This is a genomic window from Polynucleobacter sp. UB-Raua-W9, assembly GCF_018687435.1.
GTDB lineage: Bacteria > Pseudomonadota > Gammaproteobacteria > Burkholderiales > Burkholderiaceae > Polynucleobacter.
Genome location: NZ_CP061290.1, coordinates 1172985 through 1196039 on the forward strand (window position 1 = coordinate 1172985; position 23055 = coordinate 1196039).

The 23055-nt window shown below is 46.5% G+C and carries 18 protein-coding genes; 2 read left to right on the forward strand and 16 right to left on the reverse strand.

What is annotated here, in order from left to right; genetic code table 11:
* Window position 1 precedes the first annotated feature (1 nt).
* Both AOC07_RS06090 and AOC07_RS06095 read right to left on the reverse strand, forming a co-directional pair.
* Window positions 2–907: an AAA family ATPase gene (locus AOC07_RS06090; protein WP_215357123.1), complete on the reverse strand. Its 906-nt coding sequence runs from the start codon at window positions 905–907 to the stop codon at window positions 2–4.
* A gap of 175 nt (window positions 908–1082) precedes the next feature.
* Complete coding sequence (locus tag AOC07_RS06095; RefSeq protein ID WP_215357125.1) at window positions 1083–1994, reverse strand: pseudouridine synthase; 912 nt, start codon at window positions 1992–1994, stop codon at window positions 1083–1085.
* Window positions 1995–2136: 142 nt separating this feature from the next.
* Here AOC07_RS06095 and AOC07_RS06100 point away from each other — a divergent pair, with 142 nt between their 5' ends.
* Complete coding sequence (locus AOC07_RS06100; protein WP_215292283.1) at window positions 2137–3756, forward strand: FMN-binding glutamate synthase family protein; 1620 nt, start codon at window positions 2137–2139, stop codon at window positions 3754–3756.
* 78 nt (window positions 3757–3834) lie between these two features.
* Here the strand turns inward: AOC07_RS06100 and AOC07_RS06105 are convergent, their stop codons facing one another.
* From AOC07_RS06105 to scpB, 9 genes are all read right to left on the reverse strand, one after another.
* A complete protein-coding gene (locus AOC07_RS06105) occupies window positions 3835–4821 on the reverse strand; it encodes a tripartite tricarboxylate transporter substrate-binding protein (RefSeq protein ID WP_215292285.1) in 987 nt (328 codons plus the stop codon).
* A gap of 149 nt (window positions 4822–4970) precedes the next feature.
* On the reverse strand, window positions 4971–6788 hold the full coding sequence (typA, locus tag AOC07_RS06110; protein ID WP_215292287.1) for a translational GTPase TypA: 1818 nt from the start codon (window positions 6786–6788) through the stop codon (window positions 4971–4973).
* Window positions 6789–6852: 64 nt separating this feature from the next.
* Entirely contained in the window at window positions 6853–7764 is a 912-nt protein-coding gene (gene truB / locus AOC07_RS06115) for a tRNA pseudouridine(55) synthase TruB (protein ID WP_215294333.1), read from the reverse strand.
* A 4-nt stretch (window positions 7765–7768) separates the two neighbouring features.
* A complete protein-coding gene (gene rbfA / locus AOC07_RS06120; protein WP_215292289.1) occupies window positions 7769–8146 on the reverse strand; it encodes a 30S ribosome-binding factor RbfA in 378 nt (125 codons plus the stop codon).
* Window positions 8147–8158: 12 nt separating this feature from the next.
* Window positions 8159–10912 (reverse strand): translation initiation factor IF-2, encoded by a 2754-nt coding sequence (gene infB / locus AOC07_RS06125; RefSeq protein WP_215292291.1) that lies wholly within the window; start codon window positions 10910–10912, stop codon window positions 8159–8161.
* 13 nt (window positions 10913–10925) lie between these two features.
* Window positions 10926–12407 (reverse strand): transcription termination factor NusA, encoded by a 1482-nt coding sequence (nusA, locus tag AOC07_RS06130; RefSeq protein ID WP_215292293.1) that lies wholly within the window; start codon window positions 12405–12407, stop codon window positions 10926–10928.
* Window positions 12404–12895, reverse strand: coding sequence for a ribosome maturation factor RimP (rimP, locus tag AOC07_RS06135; RefSeq protein WP_215357127.1), 492 nt, complete (start codon window positions 12893–12895; stop codon window positions 12404–12406). The genes nusA and rimP overlap by 4 nt, the downstream gene beginning before the upstream one ends.
* A gap of 184 nt (window positions 12896–13079) precedes the next feature.
* On the reverse strand, window positions 13080–14855 hold the full coding sequence (locus AOC07_RS06140; RefSeq protein WP_215357129.1) for a pseudouridine synthase: 1776 nt from the start codon (window positions 14853–14855) through the stop codon (window positions 13080–13082).
* A gap of 6 nt (window positions 14856–14861) precedes the next feature.
* On the reverse strand, window positions 14862–15527 hold the full coding sequence (gene scpB, locus AOC07_RS06145) for an SMC-Scp complex subunit ScpB (RefSeq protein ID WP_215292299.1): 666 nt from the start codon (window positions 15525–15527) through the stop codon (window positions 14862–14864).
* A gap of 231 nt (window positions 15528–15758) precedes the next feature.
* Between scpB and AOC07_RS06150 the strand changes: the two genes are divergently transcribed.
* Window positions 15759–16643 (forward strand): patatin-like phospholipase family protein, encoded by an 885-nt coding sequence (locus AOC07_RS06150; protein WP_371816711.1) that lies wholly within the window; start codon window positions 15759–15761, stop codon window positions 16641–16643.
* A 12-nt stretch (window positions 16644–16655) separates the two neighbouring features.
* Here AOC07_RS06150 and AOC07_RS06155 read toward each other — a convergent pair whose 3' ends face one another.
* The 5 genes from AOC07_RS06155 to AOC07_RS06175 form a co-directional block, all read right to left on the reverse strand.
* On the reverse strand, window positions 16656–17306 hold the full coding sequence (locus AOC07_RS06155) for a C40 family peptidase (protein ID WP_215357131.1): 651 nt from the start codon (window positions 17304–17306) through the stop codon (window positions 16656–16658).
* A gap of 136 nt (window positions 17307–17442) precedes the next feature.
* Window positions 17443–19080 (reverse strand): ABC transporter ATP-binding protein, encoded by a 1638-nt coding sequence (locus AOC07_RS06160; protein WP_215357132.1) that lies wholly within the window; start codon window positions 19078–19080, stop codon window positions 17443–17445.
* Window positions 19077–20102 (reverse strand): ABC transporter permease, encoded by a 1026-nt coding sequence (locus AOC07_RS06165; protein ID WP_215357133.1) that lies wholly within the window; start codon window positions 20100–20102, stop codon window positions 19077–19079. Before AOC07_RS06165 ends, AOC07_RS06160 begins: the two co-directional genes overlap by 4 nt.
* Window positions 20099–21163, reverse strand: coding sequence for a microcin C ABC transporter permease YejB (locus AOC07_RS06170; RefSeq protein ID WP_215358493.1), 1065 nt, complete (start codon window positions 21161–21163; stop codon window positions 20099–20101). Before AOC07_RS06170 ends, AOC07_RS06165 begins: the two co-directional genes overlap by 4 nt.
* 11 nt (window positions 21164–21174) lie before the next feature.
* Window positions 21175–23043 carry an extracellular solute-binding protein gene (locus AOC07_RS06175; protein WP_215357134.1) on the reverse strand — a complete coding sequence of 623 codons (1869 nt, stop codon included), beginning with the start codon at window positions 23041–23043 and terminating at the stop codon, window positions 21175–21177.
* Window positions 23044–23055 lie beyond the last annotated feature (12 nt).

Sequence of the window (23055 nt, forward strand, 5' to 3'; positions counted from 1 at the left end):
TTTAATTTTGCTTGCTGAGAAAAGCGGGAATAGTCGAAGCATCAGCGACTATCTGCTCGTTTGCTTTAAAAGCCTGCATTTGAGAGCGAGCTTGCATACCAGATAGTTTTTTATTCTGACGATATCGGTCCAGTATCAAAATACCCTTACCTAGACCTGAATAAATAGCACCTAATTTAGAAGCAGGCACTTCACGTTCGCGCTTTTTCTCCAGAATCTTCTGAGCTACAAATTCTCCGAAGCGGCAGAAGTAATTCGAGATAGTGGCATTGCTAGAGACACAGAAAAAATCTTCGTAAACGAAATGATCAATTTCACTGGCACGCAATACAGGTGGAGTGATGTAACACATTCCCAAGGAAGCCAAATTGGTGGAGATGCTTGTTTCTGCAAAATTAGTCTCAACCCTACTTGGCACTGCCATGATGGCTTGTTTGTTTTTACTAATCAAGGGGCTGTTGCGCAATACATATTCCAAGATAAAAATTTCAGTGCTGGCTAATTCAAATTTTGAGGTTGAAGTTGGCACCAGGATGACATCAAAATCATGCATAAAATTTTCCGCCATATTTGGCGTCCAAGTGAGGTCAGAAATGCTGACATCAAAACCGGTTGAAAATTTACGCAAGGAAGATCTAGCACTCAATAAAGTCATGCCAGCACTTTGATAAGACATTTCAGCGCGATAAGTCTCTATACCAATATTGGGGGCCTTCTTAATCCAAGCAGAGGATGAGCTTTGTTCATCGTAATCAATCAATGAAACCTTCAAACCTTTTTGGAGTGCGAGGTACGCAGCAAGATTGGCGGCAATCGTACTTTTGCCAACCCCACCCTTGCGATTTGTTACCAAGACTTTTATTGTTTCCATGACAATCACCCGCTCTGCTTTGCTGAAATAGGACATTTATCCTATTGCTATGCATCACAATTTGCAACAAATTTCTCATAAAAATTAAGCAATTGCAGATCAAACTTCAATATAAAAACCAGCATTGAAGAGTTCAACCATGTAAATGTCAGCATTATCCTTACATGAATCCAATGATCAGGATATTTGCTCGATAAAAATCAGCGCTCTATTACTTTGTGGATGGTAAAGAATCTAGCTCTTGATGACTTACAAAAAACATTTCTTGTTTACTAATGGGATCTACAAAACACAGCGCTTTGGCTAAAAGCTGCAAAGGCTTGGAGAAGTCTAAGTCGTACTCTTGATAAGGGGTAAGAAGCGGATAGATTTGATCATTTCGAATGGGAATGCCTAATGCATTTAAATGACTGCGCAATTGATGTTTCTTGCCACTACCCGGAATTAAGCGATACCGGGCCCAAGGCTTGTCGACTTCAAGTAACTCGATATAGGTATCTGTATTGGGTTCACCCGGCACTTCTTGCATCTGTAAAAAATGCTCAGACTCTACCAATCTACTGCGGTAAGTCATTGGCAATTTGAGGGCTTGTTCCTCGCTATAGGGTGCAATGGCTTCGTATACCTTCTTAACAGCTCGATCTCTAAACAGATTTTGATATTGCGCTCTTTCTTGTGCTTGCACGGAAAAGATTACCAGGCCGGCAGTGTCTCGATCAATGCGATGAATTGGGCTTAAGGTTTGAATGCCAGTTCGCCTTTTGAGTCGATTGAGTAAAGTTTGGTGCAGGTAAAGGCCGCTGGGTGTCACTGGTAAAAAATGGGGTTTATCGGCAACAACAATATGCTCGTCTTGATAGAGAATTTCTTCTGTGAAAGAAATTTCAGGTTCACGGGCTAAACGCCTGAAATACATTAAATGGGTGTTTGCTTGATAAGGATCGCCAGCTCGCACTGGTTCGCCATCCATGGTCATGACTAAACCTTCAGCAAAACGTGCTTCCCACTCACTTGACTGAATGTGCGGAAATGTATGGATAAAGAATTCCAGTAAACCTTGGAATTGTTGATCGCCCGGTAAAAAGACTCGCGACGACGAGACCCCCTCAGCATTGACTTTCATAAATCAGATAGAGAACGGGTAATTGCCATAAGGGGAAACTAGGGGTATTTTAGGTCGTAGATATATCAGGAGAGACTGTCACCCAATGATTCTATTGCATGCTTATACTTAACCCTCATCCAAAGATAAGTGAATCCGTAAAATGAGTCCCATCCTACCAATACGTCTTAGCACTTTTGCAATTTGCGTTGCTGGAACAATAATTAGCGCGGTTGGCCTTTTTATAAATCCCGTTGCATGGTATCCCTTGGCTATTTTTGGTCTCCTGACGATTCTTGGAATTCATGATCGCCTGCAAACAAGACATGCTGTTTTGCGCAACTACCCCATTTTGGGTCACATGCGTTTCTTATTGGAATTTATTCGACCCGAGATTCGTCAATACTTTATTGAGGGCGATAACGACAAAACGCCTTTCTCCAGAAGTCAGCGGACTCTGGTGTACTCACGCTCTAAAGCAGTTTCAGATAAACGTCCATTTGGTACAACGCTTGATGTGATGGCACCTGGTTACCAATGGATTAACCAGTCATTAGCCCCAACCCATCTATCTAACTATGACTTTCGAATCGAGATTGGCAGCAAGGATTGCACTCAAAAGTACTCAGCCAGTATTTTTAACATCTCAGCTATGAGTTTTGGAGCCTTAAGTGCCAATGCAGTCATGGCGCTTAACTTAGGCGCGAAGAAGGGAAACTTTGCACACGACACTGGTGAGGGCTCAATTTCTCGCTATCACCGCTTACATGGTGGCGACCTGATTTGGGAAATTGGCTCTGGGTACTTTGGTTGCCGTACCGAAGATGGCCAGTTCGACCCCAAAAAGTTTGCGGAGAATGCTCTTAAACCCCAAGTCAAAATGATTGAAATCAAACTCAGTCAGGGCGCAAAGCCTGGTCATGGCGGCATCTTACCGGGACCAAAAGTAACCATAGAAATAGCTGAAGCACGAGGGGTGAAAGTAGGCGAAGCCTGCGTCTCGCCATCTTCCCATAGCGCCTTCTCTACCCCATTAGAAATGATGGCGTTTATTCAGCAATTACGCGAACTGTCTGGCGGAAAGCCAGTAGGCTTTAAATTGTGCATTGGCCATCCTTGGGAATGGTTTGCGATTGTGAAGGCCATGTTGAAGACGAAAATTTATCCCGACTTCATTGTGGTAGATGGGACAGAAGGTGGGACTGGAGCATCTCCCGTTGAATTTAGTAACCATGTAGGCACACCATTACAAGAAGGTTTGCGTCTGGTGCATAACTCTTTGGTTGGGGTTAATCTACGTGAGCAAATTAAAATTGGTTGCTCTGGAAAAATTATCAGCGCCTTTGATATGGCGGTTGCTTTTGCTTTAGGAGCTGACTGGTGCAATAGCGCTCGCGGATTCATGTTCTCAGTTGGCTGCATACAGGCACAAGTCTGTGATACGGGCTTCTGCCCTACCGGCGTCACCACACAAGATCCTGATCGACAAAAGGCATTGGTAGTTACCGATAAATCAGAGCGGGTGTATCAATTTCATAAAGAAACACTCAAAGCTCTCAAGGAAATCGTTGAAGCAGCAGGCCTTCAACACCCCGTTGAAATTAACACTCGCCATATTATGCGGCGCGTTAGCGCCAATGAGGTGCGCCTCCTAGAAGACCTCTTGCCAGATATTCCTGCGGGCAGCCTACTGTCAGAGGAAGAAGGCAGCACTTTACCGAAAGTATATGAGTTGTATTGGGATGTCGCTCAAGCGGAGAGCTTTGCTGCCAAACCCCACTAAGCACTGATTGGCCATTATTTAAATTCATGAAAAGAAAAACCGCCCGAAGGCGGTGTAGTGCTGACGCACACCAACTGCTTAGTCTGCGTAGATACCAGCTGCTTTAATAATTGGTGACCATAAATCAATCTGTGCCTTGAGATGTTTTTTCAAGCCTTCAGGTGTTGCATTGGCTTGAGATGGAATCTCTACACCCAATTCAGCCATATGCTGCTTATAGAGCGGATCTTGAATAGCGCCTTGCAATGCCTTAGCAAGCTTATCCATTTCTGCTTTTGGGGTGCCTTTAGGTGCATACACGCCATGCCACACTTTGACCTCAAAGTTCTTTAAGCCCTGCTCATTCAAAGTTGGAATCTTGTCAAACGCTTTGATACGCTGCAAGGTGGTTGAGCCATATGGCTTCACAGCGTTAGTTGCCAGCTGACCAGAAAGGTTGGTAGTCTGATCACACATGAGTTGCACTTGACCACCAATCAGATCTGTCAATGCAGGTGCTGTGCCCTTATATGGCACAGTCGTTAAGTCCAACTGAATACGGCTCATAAAGAGTAGGCCACACAAATGGCTTGCAGAACCCACTCCGGCATTTGCATAAGCAATCTTGCCCACGTTTGCTTTCATGTAAGGAAGCAGTTCTTGGAAGTTCTTCGGAGGCAGATCTTTGTTGCCAACCAAAATCATTGGCACGTCAGCAACTTGGCCAACATACTCATAATCAGTCATTGGGTCAAACCCAAGGTTCTTATATAAGGCTGGCGCAGTGGACATGCCGATGTGATGAATGAGTAAAGTGTAGCCGTCATTCTTAGAATTAATTACGCGCTTCGCTGCAATCGTGCCGCCCGCACCAGGACTGTTATCAACGATTACCTGGCCCTTCAGTTGCTTGCCCATTGCAAGAGCTAACTCACGCGCCACTTTATCGGTTGGGCCACCTGCTGAGAATGGAACCACCAAAGTAATTGGTCGATCTCCAGGAAAATCAGCGGCATTTGCTGTAGTAGCACCAATACCTAAAATACAAAGCGATATCGCAGCAATGCGAGAAATTGAAAGAGACATTTTCACGGGAATCCTTACTATTCGTGGTTAAAAATACAAACTTAGAGTTTAAAGAAATTTTTTAATTGATGGGAGCTTTTTGCTGGAAAGAACCTATTTAGATATAAAAAAGGCCACCCGAAGATGGCCTTATGGTGCGGCTTCAGCCCCTACTCGCGTGAAGCCTTCTTACGATCATGCTCCTTCAAGTGGCGCTTACGAACACGCACGCTCTTAGGGGTAACTTCAACCAACTCATCATCGCTGATAAATTCAACAGCGTATTCCAAAGTCAAATCAATAGGAGTTACTAAGCGAACTGCTTCATCGGTGCCAGAAGAACGCACGTTGGTGAGTTGCTTACCTTTAATGGGGTTAACAACTAAGTCGTTATCACGACTATGAATACCAATCACCATACCCTCATATACAGGGTCCCCATGCTTGACAAACATACGGCCTCGATCTTGCAATTTCCAGATAGCATAAGCAACCGCTTCACCGTCATCCTGGCTAATCAATACACCGTTATGACGCTCACCTAAGACACCATCCTTAGCAGGTGCGTAGGCATCAAAGGTATGGCTCATCAAACCATTACCACGAGTCATGGTCATAAAATCACCCTGAAAGCCGATCAAGCCACGTGCCGGAATGCGGTACTCAAGACGAGTGCGGCCTTTGCCATCACTCACCATATCCTGCAACTCACCCTTACGCTTACCTAAGTCTTCCATCACTGCGCCTTGAGTAGAGTCCTCTACGTCAACTGTTAAGTTTTCGTACGGCTCCATCTTGACGCCATTCTCTTCATGGAAAACTACGCGCGGACGTGAGACAGCCATTTCATAACCTTCACGACGCATGGTCTCAACCAAAATAGTAAGGTGCAGTTCACCGCGACCCGATACTTCAAAAACGGTATCGTCATCTGTTTCTCTGACACGCAAAGCCATATTAGATTTGAGTTCGCGATCTAAACGTTCGCGGATCTGACGACTGGTTACAAACTTACCTTCACGACCAGCCAATGGGCTAGTGTTCACCATAAAGTTCATGGTCAAGGTTGGCTCATCAATCTTCAGCATTGGTAATGCGTCTGGTTTGTCAACCGCACAAACTGTTGTACCAATCGCTAATTCTTCAATACCATTGATCAAGGCGATATCCCCAGCGATTGCCTCTTCAACAACTTCGCGCTCCAATCCCTTGAACTTCAATACCTGATTTACACGACCTTTAAATGGCACACCATCTGGACCATTCATGCAAATCACTTCCATGCCGGACTTAACACGACCACGATTTACACGGCCAATACCAATTTTTCCTACATAACTGTTGTAGTCAATCGAAGAAATCTGGAACTGTAAGGGACCATCTGGATCATCGTCACGAACAGGAACGTGCTCTAAGACGGCATCGAATAATGGGCGCATATCGCCTTCACGAACATCTTCACTCATACCCGCATAGCCATTTAAGCCTGATGCATAAATGATTGGGAAGTCGAGCTGCTCTTCTGTAGCGCCAAGTTTGTCAAATAGCTCGAAGGTTGCGTTAATCACGTAATCACAACGAGCGCCTGGACGGTCAACCTTATTAATCACAACGATTGGCTTTAAGCCAAGAGCCAATGCTTTCTTGGTCACAAAGCGGGTTTGTGGCATTGGGCCCTCTACCGCATCAACCAAAAGCAATACACCGTCAACCATAGAGAGCACACGCTCTACTTCGCCGCCGAAGTCCGCGTGTCCCGGGGTATCAACAATGTTGATATGCGTGCCGTCGTATTCAACCGCACAGTTCTTGGACAAAATAGTAATACCACGCTCTTTTTCCAGATCGTTTGAGTCCATGACGCGTTCGGTCATTTTTTCATTAGAGCGGAATGTGCCAGATTGGCGTAAAAGTTGATCAACCAAAGTAGTTTTACCGTGGTCAACGTGGGCGATGATAGCGATGTTACGAAGTGCGCGTTTAGTCATGTGAAGCTTTTGAGGTTAAAAATAGGGTTGGAATAAGGTTAGTAAATAAATAAGTCAGTTTGATTTAATGGACCTGAGAAATCAGGCGCCTCGGATGCAAAACCCCAGAGCGCCAGTCAGCAGTTCCAATAAAGTTATGGGGAGCAGCAGTGGCACGGTAAATACGTACCAAAGCCTCAATAGAGGGTAAGTTAAGCGGTACGCGTTGCCCCATCTCTAGACGCTTTGCTTGTTGCTCATCCACTGTCAGGTGGGGCAAGGTTTGGAGTAAAGCATCTACCGGCAAGATGTAACTGGAGCTATTTTGTAAGCCGCTCTGAATCGATTCAATCGTAAATGACTGCTCTAAATTTAAATGCCCTACTTCAGTACGGCGTAAGCCAACCAAATGAGCGCCACAGCCTAGAGCATTGCCAATATCCTCAGCCAAGACGCGGATATAAGTGCCTTTGCTGCAAGATACCTCCAAGGTCGCTTCTGGCCACTGAATATTGGTCCAACGAATGTGATGAATGGTGATATCACGAGCAGTACGCTCTAACTCAACACCAGCACGCGCATATTCGTATAAAGGTTTACCGTCACGCTTGAGCGCTGAATACATTGGCGGAACTTGAGAAATCGGCCCAGTAAATTTTGGGAGTAATGCATCTAATCCTTTTTTAAGCTCTACTTCACTTGCAAAGACGGGTAAAGCTAGCTCTTCAATGATGAGGCCTTCCGCATCGCCGGTATCAGTTCGTGATCCAAATTTCACCTGAGCAATATAGGTTTTATCAGCTTCCAGTAAATCTTGAGAGTACTTAGTAGCTTCACCCAAGCAAATTGGCAAAAGACCAGTCGCCATGGGATCTAAGGTACCCGTGTGGCCTGCTTTATCAGCATTTAATGCGCGCTTGACAGCGGTAACCGCACCCTGAGAGCTCATTCCCGCAGGCTTATCTAGCAACACTACGCCGTCGATCCGAGTAGCCATGAAATTATTGAGTCTCATCTTGATGATCGCTGCGATCACTATCTACTGCTTGATCGATCAAACGAGACATCTCTATGCCATGCTCCACTGAGCTGTCATAGTGGAAATGTAATGTCGGCACGGTATGAATATGCAAACGCTTAAACAATAAAGAGTGTAGATATCCTGCTTTTTCTTGAAGTGCTTTTAAAGCATGCTCAGGCTCTGCACCTAACACCGTAAAGAAGACTTTTGCATGCGCCAAATCTGGCGTCAGCTCAATACTTTGCAAAGTAATTAAGCCTAAGCTAGGACTACGTAACTCACGGGGAATCAGCTCAGCAAGGTCTCGCTGAATTTGATCGGCGAGACGCTGGTTACGATGCGGACTAGTCTTGTGCATGGGGCTGATAACTTAGAGTGAACGTGCTACTTCTGTAACTTCGAACACTTCAAGCTGATCGCCTTCTTTAATATCGTTATAGCCTTTTAACGACAGACCACACTCAACACCGGCACGAACTTCTTTGGCATCATCTTTAAAGCGCTTAAGAGAATCCAACTCGCCAGACCAGACAACCACGTTGTCACGCAAGAGTCGAACGCTTGAAGAGCGTTTAACAACGCCATCAACCACCAAGCAACCTGCAATAGCACCAACTTTAGATACCAAGAAGACTTGACGGATCTCAACGAGACCGGTGATTTCTTCTTTCTTATCTGGAGTCAACATGCCGCTCAAAGCTAATTTCACTTCGTCAACAGCGTCATAAATAATGTTGTGATAACGAATATCGACACCATTATTCTCAGCTAGCTTACGAGCCGCCGCATCTGCACGTGAGTTAAAGCCAATGATGACTGCTTTAGAGGCAACCGCCAAATTGACGTCGGTTTCCGTAATGCCGCCCACAGCCGCGTGAACGATTTGCACTTTCACTTCAGGTGTAGAAAGCTTCATGAGAGATTGTGACAAAGCTTCTTGTGAGCCCTGCACGTCAGCCTTGATGATCAATGGCAACAGCTTCGCCTCAATTGCACCCTCTTCCATGTTTTCCATCATGGTTTCGAGCTTGAATGCTTGCTGCTTCGCCAACTTCACGTCACGGAACTTACCTTGGCGGAAGAGCGCAATTTCACGAGCTTTACGCTCATCAGGAACTACCTGAACAGACTCACCAGCAGCGGGCACTTCAGATAGACCTTGAATCTCTACAGGAATAGAAGGGCCAGCCTCATTACATGGCTTACCGTTTTCATCCATCATCGCACGCACACGACCGAAGGTTGAGCCTGCCAAGAGCATGTCGCCACGTTTAAGTGTTCCAGATTGAACCAAGATCGTTGCGACCGGTCCCTTACCTTTATCTAAACGCGCTTCGATCACTAAGCCTTGAGCTGGAGCATCTTTTGCGGCCTTGAGCTCCAAGATTTCCGCTTGCAAAAGTACGTTTTCTAACAATGCGTCAATACCCTCGCCAGTTTTTGCAGATACTGGTATGAATGGCACATCTCCACCGTATTCCTCAGGAACTACCTGCTCTGCTACCAACTCAGTTTTTACACGATCAGCATTAGCTTCTGGCTTATCAATCTTGTTAATAGCAACAACTAAAGGCACGCCGCCAGCAACCGCATGGTGAATCGCTTCTTTAGTTTGTGGCATCACACCGTCGTCTGCAGCTACAACCAAGATCACGATATCCGTTGCCTTAGCACCACGAGCACGCATTGCTGTAAAAGCTTCGTGACCTGGGGTATCTAGGAAAGTAATCATTCCACGCGGAGTTTCTACATGGTATGCGCCAATGTGTTGAGTAATACCACCCGCTTCACCCGTAGCGACTTTAGCTGCACGAATCTTATCGAGCAAAGAAGTTTTACCGTGGTCAACGTGACCCATGACAGTTACGACTGGTGGACGTGGTAGCAATTCTGCATCATGACCATCGGTGCCAAGATCTAAATCAGGATCATCCAATTTAGCAGCATGCGCGGTATGACCCATCTCTTCAACGATGATCATTGCGGTATCTTGATCCAGTACCTGGTTGATAGTGACCATCTGGCCCATACCCATCAGCAGCTTAATCACTTCAGCGCTCTTGACGGCCATTGCATGAGCCAACTCAGCAACCGTAATCGTTTCAGGAACATGCACGTCACGCACCACTGGTTCCGTTGGAACCTGGAAGTTTGTATCTACGTTAGCTTCAGCGATTTGGCGTTGTTTTTTGCGACCGCCGCCTGAGCGCCAACCACCAACACCACCAGATGAATCACCGCGAGTTTTCAGGCCACCTGGTTTCTTGGCGCCTTCTTCTTGCCAAGTAGAAGATGTCTCTGCAGACTTAATGGTTTTACCCCCAACCTTAGCTGGAGATTTTTTCTTGTCATCTGCACCTTCTGCTTTAGCAGGTTTATGCAAAGTACCCTTTTTCGCTTCTTCAGCGGCTACTTCGCTTGGCGCTTTCAGAACACGGGCAGGCGCACTCATCATGTCACGAATAGCCAAAGCTTCCGCTTCAGCAGCAGCGCGACGAACACGAATCTCAGCCAACTCTTTTTCTTTACTTGCCGCTAGCTCTTTAGCAGCTTTATCGCTCTGGGCTTTCTTTTCAGCGGCAGCTGCGGCTGCGGCAGGAGCCTTGTCCTCAGGTTGAGCTTCAGCAACAGGCTGTGCCACTTCTTTTTGACGAGCCTCTTCAGCCGCCTGCATCTCTGCCTCTTGACGAGCCAATAATTCCGCTTGACGAGCTGCTTCAGCTGCGCGTTTTTCTAATTCCTCTTCAGACAGAATTGACTTAGCTGGTGCAGCAGGTGAAGCTGCTTTTGCTGGCGCCTCTTCGGCTGCAGGCACTTTTTCTCCCGCCTTCACTAGCACACGCTTTTTGCGTACCTCAACCTGAACGGTACGTGTTCGTCCAGCAGAATCCGCCTGACGAATCTCAGAGTTCTCGCGCTTGATTAAAGTAATCTTTTTACGAGCTCCAGCCTCGGTATTACCGTGTGCCTTTTGCAAATGCTCAAGCAGAACAGTCTTGTCCTTCTCGGTAATGCTCTCATCCTCAGAATTCTTATCGATACCAGCCGACTTCAATTGCTCCAAGAGGTCAGCCGCGGTTCTTTTAAGTTCCTTAGCGAGTACTTTTACTGTTGTTGTTGCCATGCACTACTTCCTCTCATGAAGTAAACCAATGTTCGCGCGCTTTCATGATGAGCGTTTTCGCAGTTTCTTCGTCAATTTGTGTCGCCTCAACTAGCTCATCAACAGCTAGTTCAGCAAGGTCGTCACGGGTATGAACTTGATTGTCAGCAAGCTTAGCAATCAACTCAGTTGTCATTCCTTCTAAAGAACGTAAATCTTGAGAAACCTCCCCAATACGCTCTTCTTTTGCTAACTCCATAGTTAACAAGGAATCACGAGCGCGAGTACGCAACTCATTCACAGTATCTTCATCGAATGAATCAATTTCTAACATCTCAGACAATGGCACGTATGCCACTTCTTCCAATGTATTGAAACCTTCTTCAATCAAAATATCAGCCACTTCTTGGTCAACATCCAATTTGTCCATGAACAACTGACGTACAGAAGAAGCTTCTTTTTCTGTTTTCTCAGCAGACTCTTCTGGAGTCATGATGTTGATCTGCCAACCAGTCAAATCGCTTGCCAAACGAACGTTCTGTCCGCTACGGCCAATCGCAATTGCCAAATTCTCTTCATCAACTACTACGTCCATCGCATGACGCTCTTCGTCAACCACGATTGAAGAAACTTGTGCGGGAGCCAATGCACCAATCACAAACTGCGCTGGATCTTCAGACCACAATACGATATCGACTGCTTCTCCAGCAACTTCGTTACGCACTGCAGTAACACGTGTTCCGCGTACACCAACGCAAGTACCAATTGGATCAATGCGTTTGTCGTAAGTCACAACGGCAATCTTGGCACGAATACCAGGATCACGGGCTGCGCCCTTAATCTCTAATAAGCCCTGCTCCATCTCTGGAACTTCGTTCTCAAATAACTTGATCAAGAAGTCTGGGCAAGTGCGGGAGAGTTCAATCTGTGGGCCACGTGCTTCACGATCCACTTTCAGGATATAGGCACGAACACGGTCACCGGAACGCAAGTTCTCTTTCGGAATCATTTGATCGCGACGCAATAAAGCTTCAACACGACCTGACTCAATGATCAATCCATTCTTATCAGCGCGCTTCACGGTACCGGTCATGACTTTTTCGCCACGCTCAAGGTAGTCGTTCAAAATTTGCTCACGCTCAGCATCACGAATACGTTGCAAGATCACTTGCTTGGCAGCTTGCGCACCAATACGTCCAAATGCTAAGGATTCAATCTGCTCTTCGATGTAGTCGCCAACTTCCATATCGGCAAGTTGTTCTTGAGCTTCAAATTGCAGAATCTCTTTATCAGGCTCTTGCAAACCAGCTTCATTAGGAACAACCAACCAGCGACGGAAGGTTTCGTATTCGCCTGACTCGCGGTCAATCGATACACGAATATCCACATCTTCGTTGGGATAACGTTTCTTAGTGGCTGAGGCCAACGCCATTTCTAGCGCCTCGAACACAATAACTTGATCAACGTTCTTTTCACGCGCTAGGGCGTCTGCCAACATGAGAACTTCTCGGCTCATGACTTTCTTCCTTTGAAATCAATAACAGGGACCAACCGAGTCTTGTCGATCTCGGCTAAAGAAAACTCCAATTGAGAGGGCTGACCATCAGCACCCTCAAACACCAAACCAAATTTCGCATCAGGTGAATTCAATTCACCAGTCAGCAAACCTTGCAATACACCACGAAAATTTTTACGGCCGCCAACGGCAACACGCAATTTCAAATCCACTTCCATTTCAGCAAAACGCTCAAAATCTGCTGCACTCTTCACAGGGCGGTCTAAGCCCGGCGAAGAAATCTCCAAGCGCTCATAAGGAATGTTCTCAACTGGCAAGGTGTAGCTCAATTGATGACTCACCTTCTCGCAATCGAGGACGGTAATCAAACGCTCATAATCGGGGTTCTCAATCGTGACGCGCAGCAGACCACCGGCTTCACGCTCGATATCCACTAACGTGTAACCTAAGTTTTCCAGCTCTGCAGAAATAACCTGCTGATCCTTCACGACTACCCTTCATACCAAAATGGCAAAAAAAAATGGGCTTCAAAGCCCATATTCTCGAAATTCAGAACAGGCCGACTTACGTTGATCGCAACATCAGTCGGTAATAACTAAAACAAACTAAAAACAGCAGAAACCTGCTGTAAGACCAAAATTATAGCTGATTTTAAGGGAAAACTGTTAGAAATCAGAAGCTTTCGCCTGGATTACGGGGTTTTCTAGGGCCTTTGTTAAAAGGTTTTCGCCCTTTTGGCGCGCCCCGTTTAGGTCCATTCCCAGGAGTTTGAGGGCTTCCAGTTACAAAGGCAGACTGGCCATGATGTACTTTTTTACCCTTGTTGCGGTTCTGGCCTTGACCATTTCCACCCTGACCACCTTGTCCGGCCTGACCGCCACCCTGACCAGGTCTACCACCTTGGGTGCGACCCCGGAAAGGACCGCGCCCCTCAGCAGAAGTACCGCTACCGCCCGGTTTACCGCCTCTACCCTGATGCGTTAGGCCGTTATGGCCACTAGCAAGGGTTAAGGCATCGCGAGAACCCCAGTAAGAAACCGAGGTTTGCATTGGATCAGGCTGGAAATCTTCTCCCGTAGGACGACGATCGCGATTATTTGGATTAGGGCCACGACCCTTATCTTGCGGCTGCGGCATTTTTAAGCCTGCAGACTTCATCAAGTTATAGATACCGCCGGCCTCAATCTCCTCCCATTTCCCCCGCCTTAAGCGTGGAGGTAATAAGAAAATGCCATAACGAGTTCGGATTAAGCGAGATACTGTATGACCAACCGCTTCAAACATCCGACGCACCTCGCGATTACGACCCTCACTTAATGCAACGTGATACCAACGGTTAGCACCGTCACCACCACCCATTGCTAGGCGTAAGAATTTAGCTTGGCCATCATCAAGCGTAATACCGCTCTTTAGTTGCGCTGTGTTTTCTTGACTCAACTCACCCAAGATACGCACTGCGTATTCACGTTCAACACCATAGCGGGGATGCATTAAGCGATTTGCTAACTCGCCAGAAGTAGTGAATAACAACAAGCCTTCAGTATTAAAGTCTAGGCGACCTACTGCAATCCAACGGCCCTGGCGCGGCTTTGGCAAGCGATCAAATACAGTTGGGCGACCTTCAGGATCGGACTGACTCACGATTTCGCCAGCAGGCTTGTGATACATGATCACACGCGGTGGCTTAGTCTGAATTTTGCGATGCACTGGCTTGCCATTAATACGAACTTGATCAGTTGGTCCAATCCGTTGACCAATATGCGCAGGCAATCCGTTAACCGATACTCGCCCTTGAATAATCAAATCTTCCATATCGCGACGGGATCCCATGCCAACGTCAGCTAATACCTTATGCAACTTAACGGTATCTTCATCATCAGCATCATCATCTAAACCATCGAGGTCAGACCAAACTTCATCACGCAAACTGAGTGGTAAATCATCAACGTTCGCAAACTGCAGGCTACTCATTTCTTCTTCTGTTGGCGCGTCAGGATCTTCATCTTCACGCGAACCTTGTGCGCGTTGCGCACGACGTTCTGCGCCAGTTTGATGAGTGATATCACTCTCATTCACACCATCAGGATTTTTTACCTCCAAGGCTTCAGGAGCATCCAAAGCTGCATCAAATTCACCAGAAACTACTGAAGCAAATAAGGCTTCGCTTTCTGCTGGATTTGGGGCTAATTTGGCAGCTTGATTGCCTTGACTATTGCCACCCTCACGCGGACCATTGCTTTCACCGCCTTCGCGACGAGGCCGATCCTTATTGAAAGGGCGCTTCTTATTAAAAGGGTGTTTACTGCCGCCTGCGCCTTGACGACGGGGGCGACGCTCGCCACCTTCAGTCTTAGGGCCATCAGTATTTGATGGCACAGCATCTGAATTGGGGGGAGTTGCCGATGAATTTACTACCGGGGATGAATCGTTTTCGTTAGAGCTTGTCATTAATTATTATTTTGTTTCGTCTGATGGTTCTTCAGACTCAGGAGTAACTTCTTCTACTACTTCATTGATTGAATCTTCTGCGTTGATGATTACGGTTTCTACAGTGGCATCTGCATCAAATTGAATGATTGCTTGACCTAACTGCTCTGCAGCAGCCATTGGTGCGGCATCCTCCAACATCGGCAGGCTTTGCAAGTTTGTCAAACTCAAGTCATCTAGAAATTGTTTAGTGGTGGCATACAGGCCTGGACGACCGATAGTTTCTTTATGACCAATGACTTCTACCCAACCACGATCTTCCAACTGCTTCATGACGTTGCTACTCACAGCAACACCACGAATCTCTTCAATCTCTCCGCGAGTAACCGGCTGGCGGTAAGCAATAATCGCTAGAGTCTCCATCACTGCACGAGAATACTTAGGCGGCTTCTCAGGAGTGAGACGGTCTAAGTACTCGCGCATTGATAAACGACTCTGGAAACGCCAACCAGTCGCAATATGCACTAACTCCATTCCTTTGTTGTCCCAGGCGCGCTGCAACTCTAGCAATGCCTCCTCGATATCTGCAGTGGTGATGTCCTCAACAAACAAGCGAGACAAATCAGCAACACTGAGTGGTTCCTGTGCGCACAGGAGGGCTGTTTCAATAACGCGCTTGTTGTGATCGTCCATAAAAGTCGGGCTATCAGGAATCTTCCTGATGAGGCTTTAAAAAATGTATTTCAGTAATGGGTTTGTGGTGTTCTCTAGCTACTACGAACAATCCATCTCATTAATTCTAGTTGGGGGATTGGTTCGCGCCGAAACGAAGTCCTTTTCGTTCACCGTGGATCCATTATAAGGTAGGCTCAATACAATAGCCATATGCACAATATTTCATCAAAACCGCAGATTGGACCACTTATGGAGCCAAACTCCCCAGAGCGCCGTCGCCTAATGGGTCTGGGTATAGGAATTGGCGCTCTGATTGGAACAACAGGCCTCTCCTCATGCAGCCTCATTGGAAGCAAAAAGCCAGTGCTTGGATTAGTACTGGGTGCAGGAGCGGCAAGGGGTTTTGCCCATGTGGGCGCCATTAAGGCCCTCGAGGCTCAGGGTATTCGACCCGATATCGTCGTTGGCAGCAGTGCTGGTAGCGTGATTGCCGCCCTTCTGGCTTCAGGCGCTACCGGCAACGAACTCAATCGCCTCGCCTTAAATTTGGATGAGGCCACGATTGCCGACTGGGACTTACCATTTGTTGGGCGTTTTGGAGGTCTCATCAAAGGGGATGCCTTGCAAAACATGGTCAATCGAGAAGTACAAAACAAAACTATTGAGCAAATGCGCATTCCACTCGGAATTGTTGCCACTGAGTTGCAATCAGGCAAAGGGGTAATGTTTAGAAGTGGCAATACTGGCCAGGCTGTTCGGGCATCGTGCAGCGTACCTGGCGTCTTTCAACCTACTGTAATTGGTGGAAAAGAATATGTTGATGGTGGATTAGTGGCACCAGTACCGGTCAGTTTCGCAAGACAGATGGGTGCAACCATCGTCATCGCGGTCAACATTTCTTCTGAGCCAGTGCATCAAGATGCCAGCGGTACCTTTGGCGTCTTGCAACAAACCATTTCCATTATGCAAAGAAGTATTAACCAATATGAATTGAAGAGCGCTGACATTGTGATTACCCCTCAACTCAAGCAAATGAGCGGCGGTGATTTCAAATCCAGAAATGCAGCCATTCTTGCTGGAGAGGCTGCAGCGCAGGAGCAAATGGTTTTAATTAAGGAAAAGCTAAAGGGCTAGAGAGCCCCTGTCTTACAGGCTGCGCGACTTACGCTTGAGGTTTTTGACTTCATTCAGCAGCTCTTTACGCTCTGCATCACCCAAGTTATCACTGCCATCTAAGCGACGTGCGCCATCAAAACGCTTATCCCAATAGAGACTTCCAAGATCATCAACACGAACAGCTGTTCCCTTGGAGGGGGAGTGAATAAATTTGTTGTCGCCAACATAAATACCAACGTGTGAAAAGGTTAGGCGCATCGTATTGAAAAATACAAGATCACCGGGCTGCAACTCATCACGATTGATCGGTTTACCAACACGGCTCATTTGTGTTGATTTGCGTGGCAGCAAAAACCCGAGTTTGTCTTTGAATACGTAGCCAACAAAACTACTGCCATCCAATCCAGACTGGGGTAACTCAGAATCCCAGCGATAGCGTACGCCAATGACTTCCATGGCGCGATTAATTAACTCTTCTGATTTTCCAGAGACGGTATCAACGAAGCGATCAGAAACACGTGAGATATAAGAGCGCCCTGCTTGAAACATGCTTTCCTTAGGCACCACCACCGCTTCAACAGGGGCGTCGTTAGGCGCGTCGACTGCATAAGTCGAGATGGAAACAGATAAGCCCAGGGCAAGCCCAAGGAACTTAATGAGTAGCGCTTTTTTTAGAGGCATCGAATCAGTTTAACAAAGAATTCTTAAACAACCAAGTCAGACTGTAGTCTTAAGTCCATGTTTATAAACATAATTTATCCTTAAAATAGGGCAAATGCACCAAATTAGCCCATCTAAGGTGGGTTTTGCCGCCCAATTAAGTCAACTCAGCTGCAGCAAAAAGTTCCCGTGTGTAGGTCTGACTTGGGTGCTGAATCAAGGTTTCAGTATCTCCAAACTCCACCACTTTGCCATCCTTGAGCACCATGACCTCATGGGACATTGCTCTGATCACCGCCAAATCATGACTAATCATGAGGTAGGCCAAGTTGTACTTCTTCTGTAATTCAGTAAGCAAGGCCAAAACCTGTTTTTGTATTGAGACATCTAAAGCAGAGGTGGGTTCATCTAGTACCAAAATTTGTGGACGCAAGATGAGCGCTCTCGCAATTGCAATACGCTGTCTTTGTCCGCCAGAGAATTCATGTGGGTAGCGAGTGAGTGCTGAGCGATCAATGCCAACCTCTTTCAAAATATCTACCACACGATTTTCTCGTTCAGTTGCCGAGAGTTTGGGAAAGTGAATATCCAATCCCTCGGCCACAATTTGCATCACATTCATACGGGGAGATAACGACCCAAATGGATCCTGAAAAATGACTTGCAAGCTTGCGCGCATTGCACGGCGCTCTACTGGTTTTAGCTGTTGCCAATTACTCCCTAAAACATCAACCTCTCCAGAGACCAGCGCTGCAGAATCACCTAGCAAACCCAACACTGCCATACCAAGCGTGGTCTTGCCAGAACCTGATTCGCCAATCACACCGATCGTTTGCCCCTGCTTTAAAGAGAAGTTCACCTTTTTTAATACTTGATGGGGTGGCGCTTTTTTAAACCATGAGCCGGTTTCAGAGCTTGGATACGCTACCGATAAATCTTCTGTCTTGAGAAGCACTGGGGCTAGCGGCATGAGAGGAGCTAAGTTACGAACAGGCTTGCTATTAACGAGTGCCTTTGTATAAGGGTCGCTTGGTTGAGTAAAAACCTGTTTAGTTGACCCTGACTCCATTAAGTTGCCTTGGTTTAAAACTGCTACACGCTGGGCAAAGTATTTTACTAAATTCAGATCATGCGTGATCAATAAAATACCCATACCCCCTTGATCTTTAGATTCCTCTTGGAGCTCCTTGAGTAAATCCAAAATCTGCAAACGCAAACTGACATCTAGCGCGGTAGTTGGCTCATCGGCAATTAAAAGGCGGGGCTTACATGCCAATGCCATCGCAATCATGGCGCGCTGTCTTTGGCCGCCTGAGAGTTGATGGGGATAGGAATGAAAACGACGCTCTGGCTCAGGGATGCCAGTCTTTCTGAGTAAATCAATCGCCGCATCGATACACTCAGATTTAGAAATCAAGGGTTGATAAATTTGCACTGCTTCAATAATTTGATTGCCGACAGTAAACAATGGATTTAACGCAGTCATTGGCTCCTGAAACACCATTGCAATTTCTCGGCCCCGGATTTCACGGATATCTTGTATTGGCATTGCAAGTAAATCCACTGTGCCCTGCCCATCCCCTCGATTCCACAATATCTTCCCAGATACTTTGGCCCCTTCTGGCTCTAAACGTAATGGTGCAAGTGCAGTTAAGGTTTTGCCAGAGCCAGACTCGCCAACGAGAGCAACGCGCTCGCCAATACCAATCTCTAAATCGAGATGATTCACGGCAAACTTTTCACGGCGCCCCGATCCAAATGAAATGCAAAGATCTTCGTAACGCAGCAAACTCATGAACGGCCTCCGCTCATCGCGCCTGATTTACGAGAATCAAAAGCATCCCGTAATGCCTCACCCATAAAAGTGAGCAATAGCAAAGTCGCCACTAAAACTACGAATGTTGATAGTGAAATCCACCAAGCATCCAAGTTACCCTTACCCTGAGAGAGTAGCTCACCAAGACTTGGCGTACCAGGCGGCACACCCAAACCCAAGAAATCTAGACTTGTCAGCGACAAAATAGCCGCACTCATACGAAATGGTAGAAAAGTAATCACTGGGGTCAAGCTATTTGGCAAAATATGCCGCCACATGATTTGCACATTAGTTAAACCTAGCGCTCGTGCCGCTCGCACATACTCTAAGGCACGATTACGAAAAAACTCTGCACGCACGTAATCAGATAAGCCCATCCATCCAAATGCAGCGAGCAGAATAATCAATAAGGAAACGCTAGGATTAAAGATCGAGGCAAAAATAATCAGCAGGTAAAGCTCTGGCATTGCTGACCAAATTTCAATCAACCGTTGTGAAACTAAATCAAATTTACCGCCAAAGAATCCCATCAGAGATCCAGTAATGATGCCCACACTCACACCCACAATTGTGAGCGCCAGACCAAATAAGATTGATAAGCGGAAACCATAAATCAGACGTGCCAGTACGTCACGCCCGCGATCATCCGTACCCAACCAGTTTTCCCACGAAGGCGGCGCTGGATTGGGAACTTTTGAGAAGTAATTCAGAGTCTCGTAGCTGTAGTGCACTGGCGGATAGATTGCCCAATTGCCATTACTGGTAATGTTTTGACGAATATCGGGATCCAAGAAATCAGTTGGGGTCGAGAAGTCGCCACCAAATACAGTTTCCGCCTGGTCCTTGGCAATCGGAAAATAAAAATGCCCCTCATAACGCACCACCAAGGGCTTGTCATTGGCAATGAGCTCTGCACACATTGATAAGCCAAATAGGATTGTGAAGATCCACAAGCTCGCATAGCCGATTCGACTCTGTTTAAAGCGCTGCCAACGACTCATGACCCGCCCCCTGCGCCAAACTGAATGCGAGGATCAATATAAACGTAACAAAGATCTGAAATGAGCTTAGTAAACAAGCCAATCAGCGTAAATAAATACAAAGTACCAAATACCACTGGGTAATCTCTGCGCATCACAGACTCATAGGAGAGTAAGCCAAGTCCATCCAATGAAAAAAGCGTCTCAATCAGGAGTGAGCCAGTAAAGAATGCGCCAATGAATGCTGCAGGAAAACCTGTCACAAGGGGTAATAGCGCATTACGGAATACATGCTTCCAAAGAACTTGTTTTTCAGTGAGTCCTTTTGCTCTAGCGGTCAAAACATATTGCTTGCGAATTTCTTCCAAAAAAGAGTTTTTAGTGAGCATGGTGACAACAGCAAAACTACCGAGCACAGAGGCTGTAATTGGCAGAACCAAATGCCACAAATAGTCCATTATTTTGGCAATTAAACTGAGATCGCTCCAATTATCAGAAGTAAGACCTCGCAAAGGGAATATCTGCAGGAAGCTGCCTCCACCAAAAACCACCAGCAATAAGACACCTAAGACAAATCCGGGAATGGCGTAACCAACCAAAATGATGCTGCTGCTAACAGCATCAAAGCGAGAGCCATCACGTACTGCCTTCGCTATGCCCAAAGGAATAGAAACTAAATAGGTGATGAAGAAAGTCCACAAGCCAATACTGATAGACACCGGCAATTTAGAGACCACTAAACCCCAAACGCTTTCATGTTGGTAATAGCTTTGGCCTAAATCGAATCTTGCAAAACGTCCGAGCATCATGAAGTAACGTTCTAACGGTGGCTTATCAAATCCATAGAGCGCCTTGACCTCCTCTAGGCGTTGCCCATCAACGCCTTGGCGCCCACGATAGGTTGCTCCAGCACCAGATGACTCAGATCCTCCAGTTGCACCAGCACCCTTCCCCTTTAATTCGAGCACCATTTGCTCCACTGGACCGCCTGGGACAAATTGCACTACTGCAAAGGTCAGAGTCAAGACGCCCAATAGGGTTGGGATCATCAAGAGTAGCCGCTTAAAAATATAGGCGCGCATTTGACCTTGCATTATTTAGACTCTTCTTTCCACCAATTTTGCATAATCCAGGGCTCTGCTGAATAGTACAGAGGAGGCTCGGGGTAATGCATCTCTTTGCGATATGCCACGCGATGAGTTGGGTTGTACCACTGTGGAATAACGTAATAGCTATTCCAAAGAACACGGTCTAAGGCTCTTGTTGCAGCCCGTAACTCGTCACGATTTTGTGCCTTCGTAATCTCCTCAACCAAGGCATCTACCACTGGTGATTGCACTCCAATGACATTATCAGAGCCTTTTTCCTTGGCCGCTTGACTACCAAAACGATCCCACAGCTCGTTGCCAGGATTTTGCGAATCTGGAAAGCGAATAGTTGTCATATCAAAGTCGTACTCATCCATACGCTTTTGATGAAGCGCGAAATCACTTGTCCGAATATCAACCTGAACACCCAACTTCTCCAAATTACGGATGTAAGCGGAAATGACTCTTAAAAAGAATCCTCCGTCTTCAACAATCTCAAAACGAAATGGTTCACCCTTTTCATTACGCAGAGCGCCATCACGATACTGCCAGCCAGCATGCATCAAGAGCTCGCGGGCTTTCTTTAAGTTCTGGCGCAAAGTCGCTGGTGGCTTAGTAGATGGCGCTGGAGGCATTGGACCGAATACAGCATCAGGCACCCATTGTGGGTACCTTGCCTTTAATGGTCTCAACAGCTTCAACTCGGCTTCAGTAGGTTTGCGTGGACCGTCAAAATTTGCACTCAAATCGCTATTCTGAAAATAGCTGTTAATACGACTATATTGATCATAAAAAATTTGACGGTTGAGCCATTCAAAATCTAGGGCATAACCCAAAGCTTCGCGTACTCGCACATCTTTAAAAATAGGGCGGCGCAAATTCATTGCAAAGCCTTGCATCCCAGCCCCATTGTGATTTAGGAATGCCTTCTTTAGCAAAGTGCCCTTGTCAAACTTCGAGCCAACATAACCCTTGGCCCAGATTTTGGCGCGATACTCGACAATGGCATCGAACTCCCCTGCCTTAAAAGCTTCAAGGCGGACAGCGTCATCACTGTAAAGTTTGTAAAGCACGCGATCAAAGTTATAAAAACCCACACGCACATTGAGGGGCTTACTTAATTGATCGGCCCAATACTCAGGGTTGCGCTTGTAGACAATCGATTTGCCTGCCTTAAAAGATTCAATTAAGTAGGGGCCGCTGCCAATAGGTGTCTCAAACGCAAGCTTATCAAACGCAATCATCGTGCCGTCAGGACGCTTACCCCAGTTACGAGAAAAGATAGGGAGCGTTCCGGCCAAGATCGGTAGTTCAGCATTGTTATTCTTGAAATCAAACCGCACTAATCGATCTGAAAGTACGACCGCTTCGCTAATATCAGCAAAAGTAGTTTTGTAACGCGGGTGGGCCTTACCGCTCATCAAAACATCAAAACTGTGTTTCACGTCTGCAGCCAATACTGGTGTGCCATCCGAAAATTTTGCCTCTGGACGAATCCGAAATGTCACGGACTTACGATCCTTGGCTACTTCAATATCCTCAGCAAGCAGACCATAAATACTAGAGACTTCATCTGCACTCCCCTCAGCTAAAGATTCAAACATCAAATCGATACCTGGGGCAGTGACTCCACGCAAAGTATATGGATTGAACTTATCAAAACTGGTTCTTTGCCCCGGGTTGGGTAAAGTCAGGGTGCCCCCCCTGGGCGCATTGGGATTAACGTAATCAAAATGGGCAAATCCATCGGCATATTTTGGTTTGCCGTACTGGGAAATCCCTTGAGCCGCACCTGCCGTATTGGCCCCAAGCCCCACTAGCATGGTCAGCAGCAAGAATCGGGCGATTTGGTGAATGGGCTTTAGGGTAGGCATATATGCAACAAT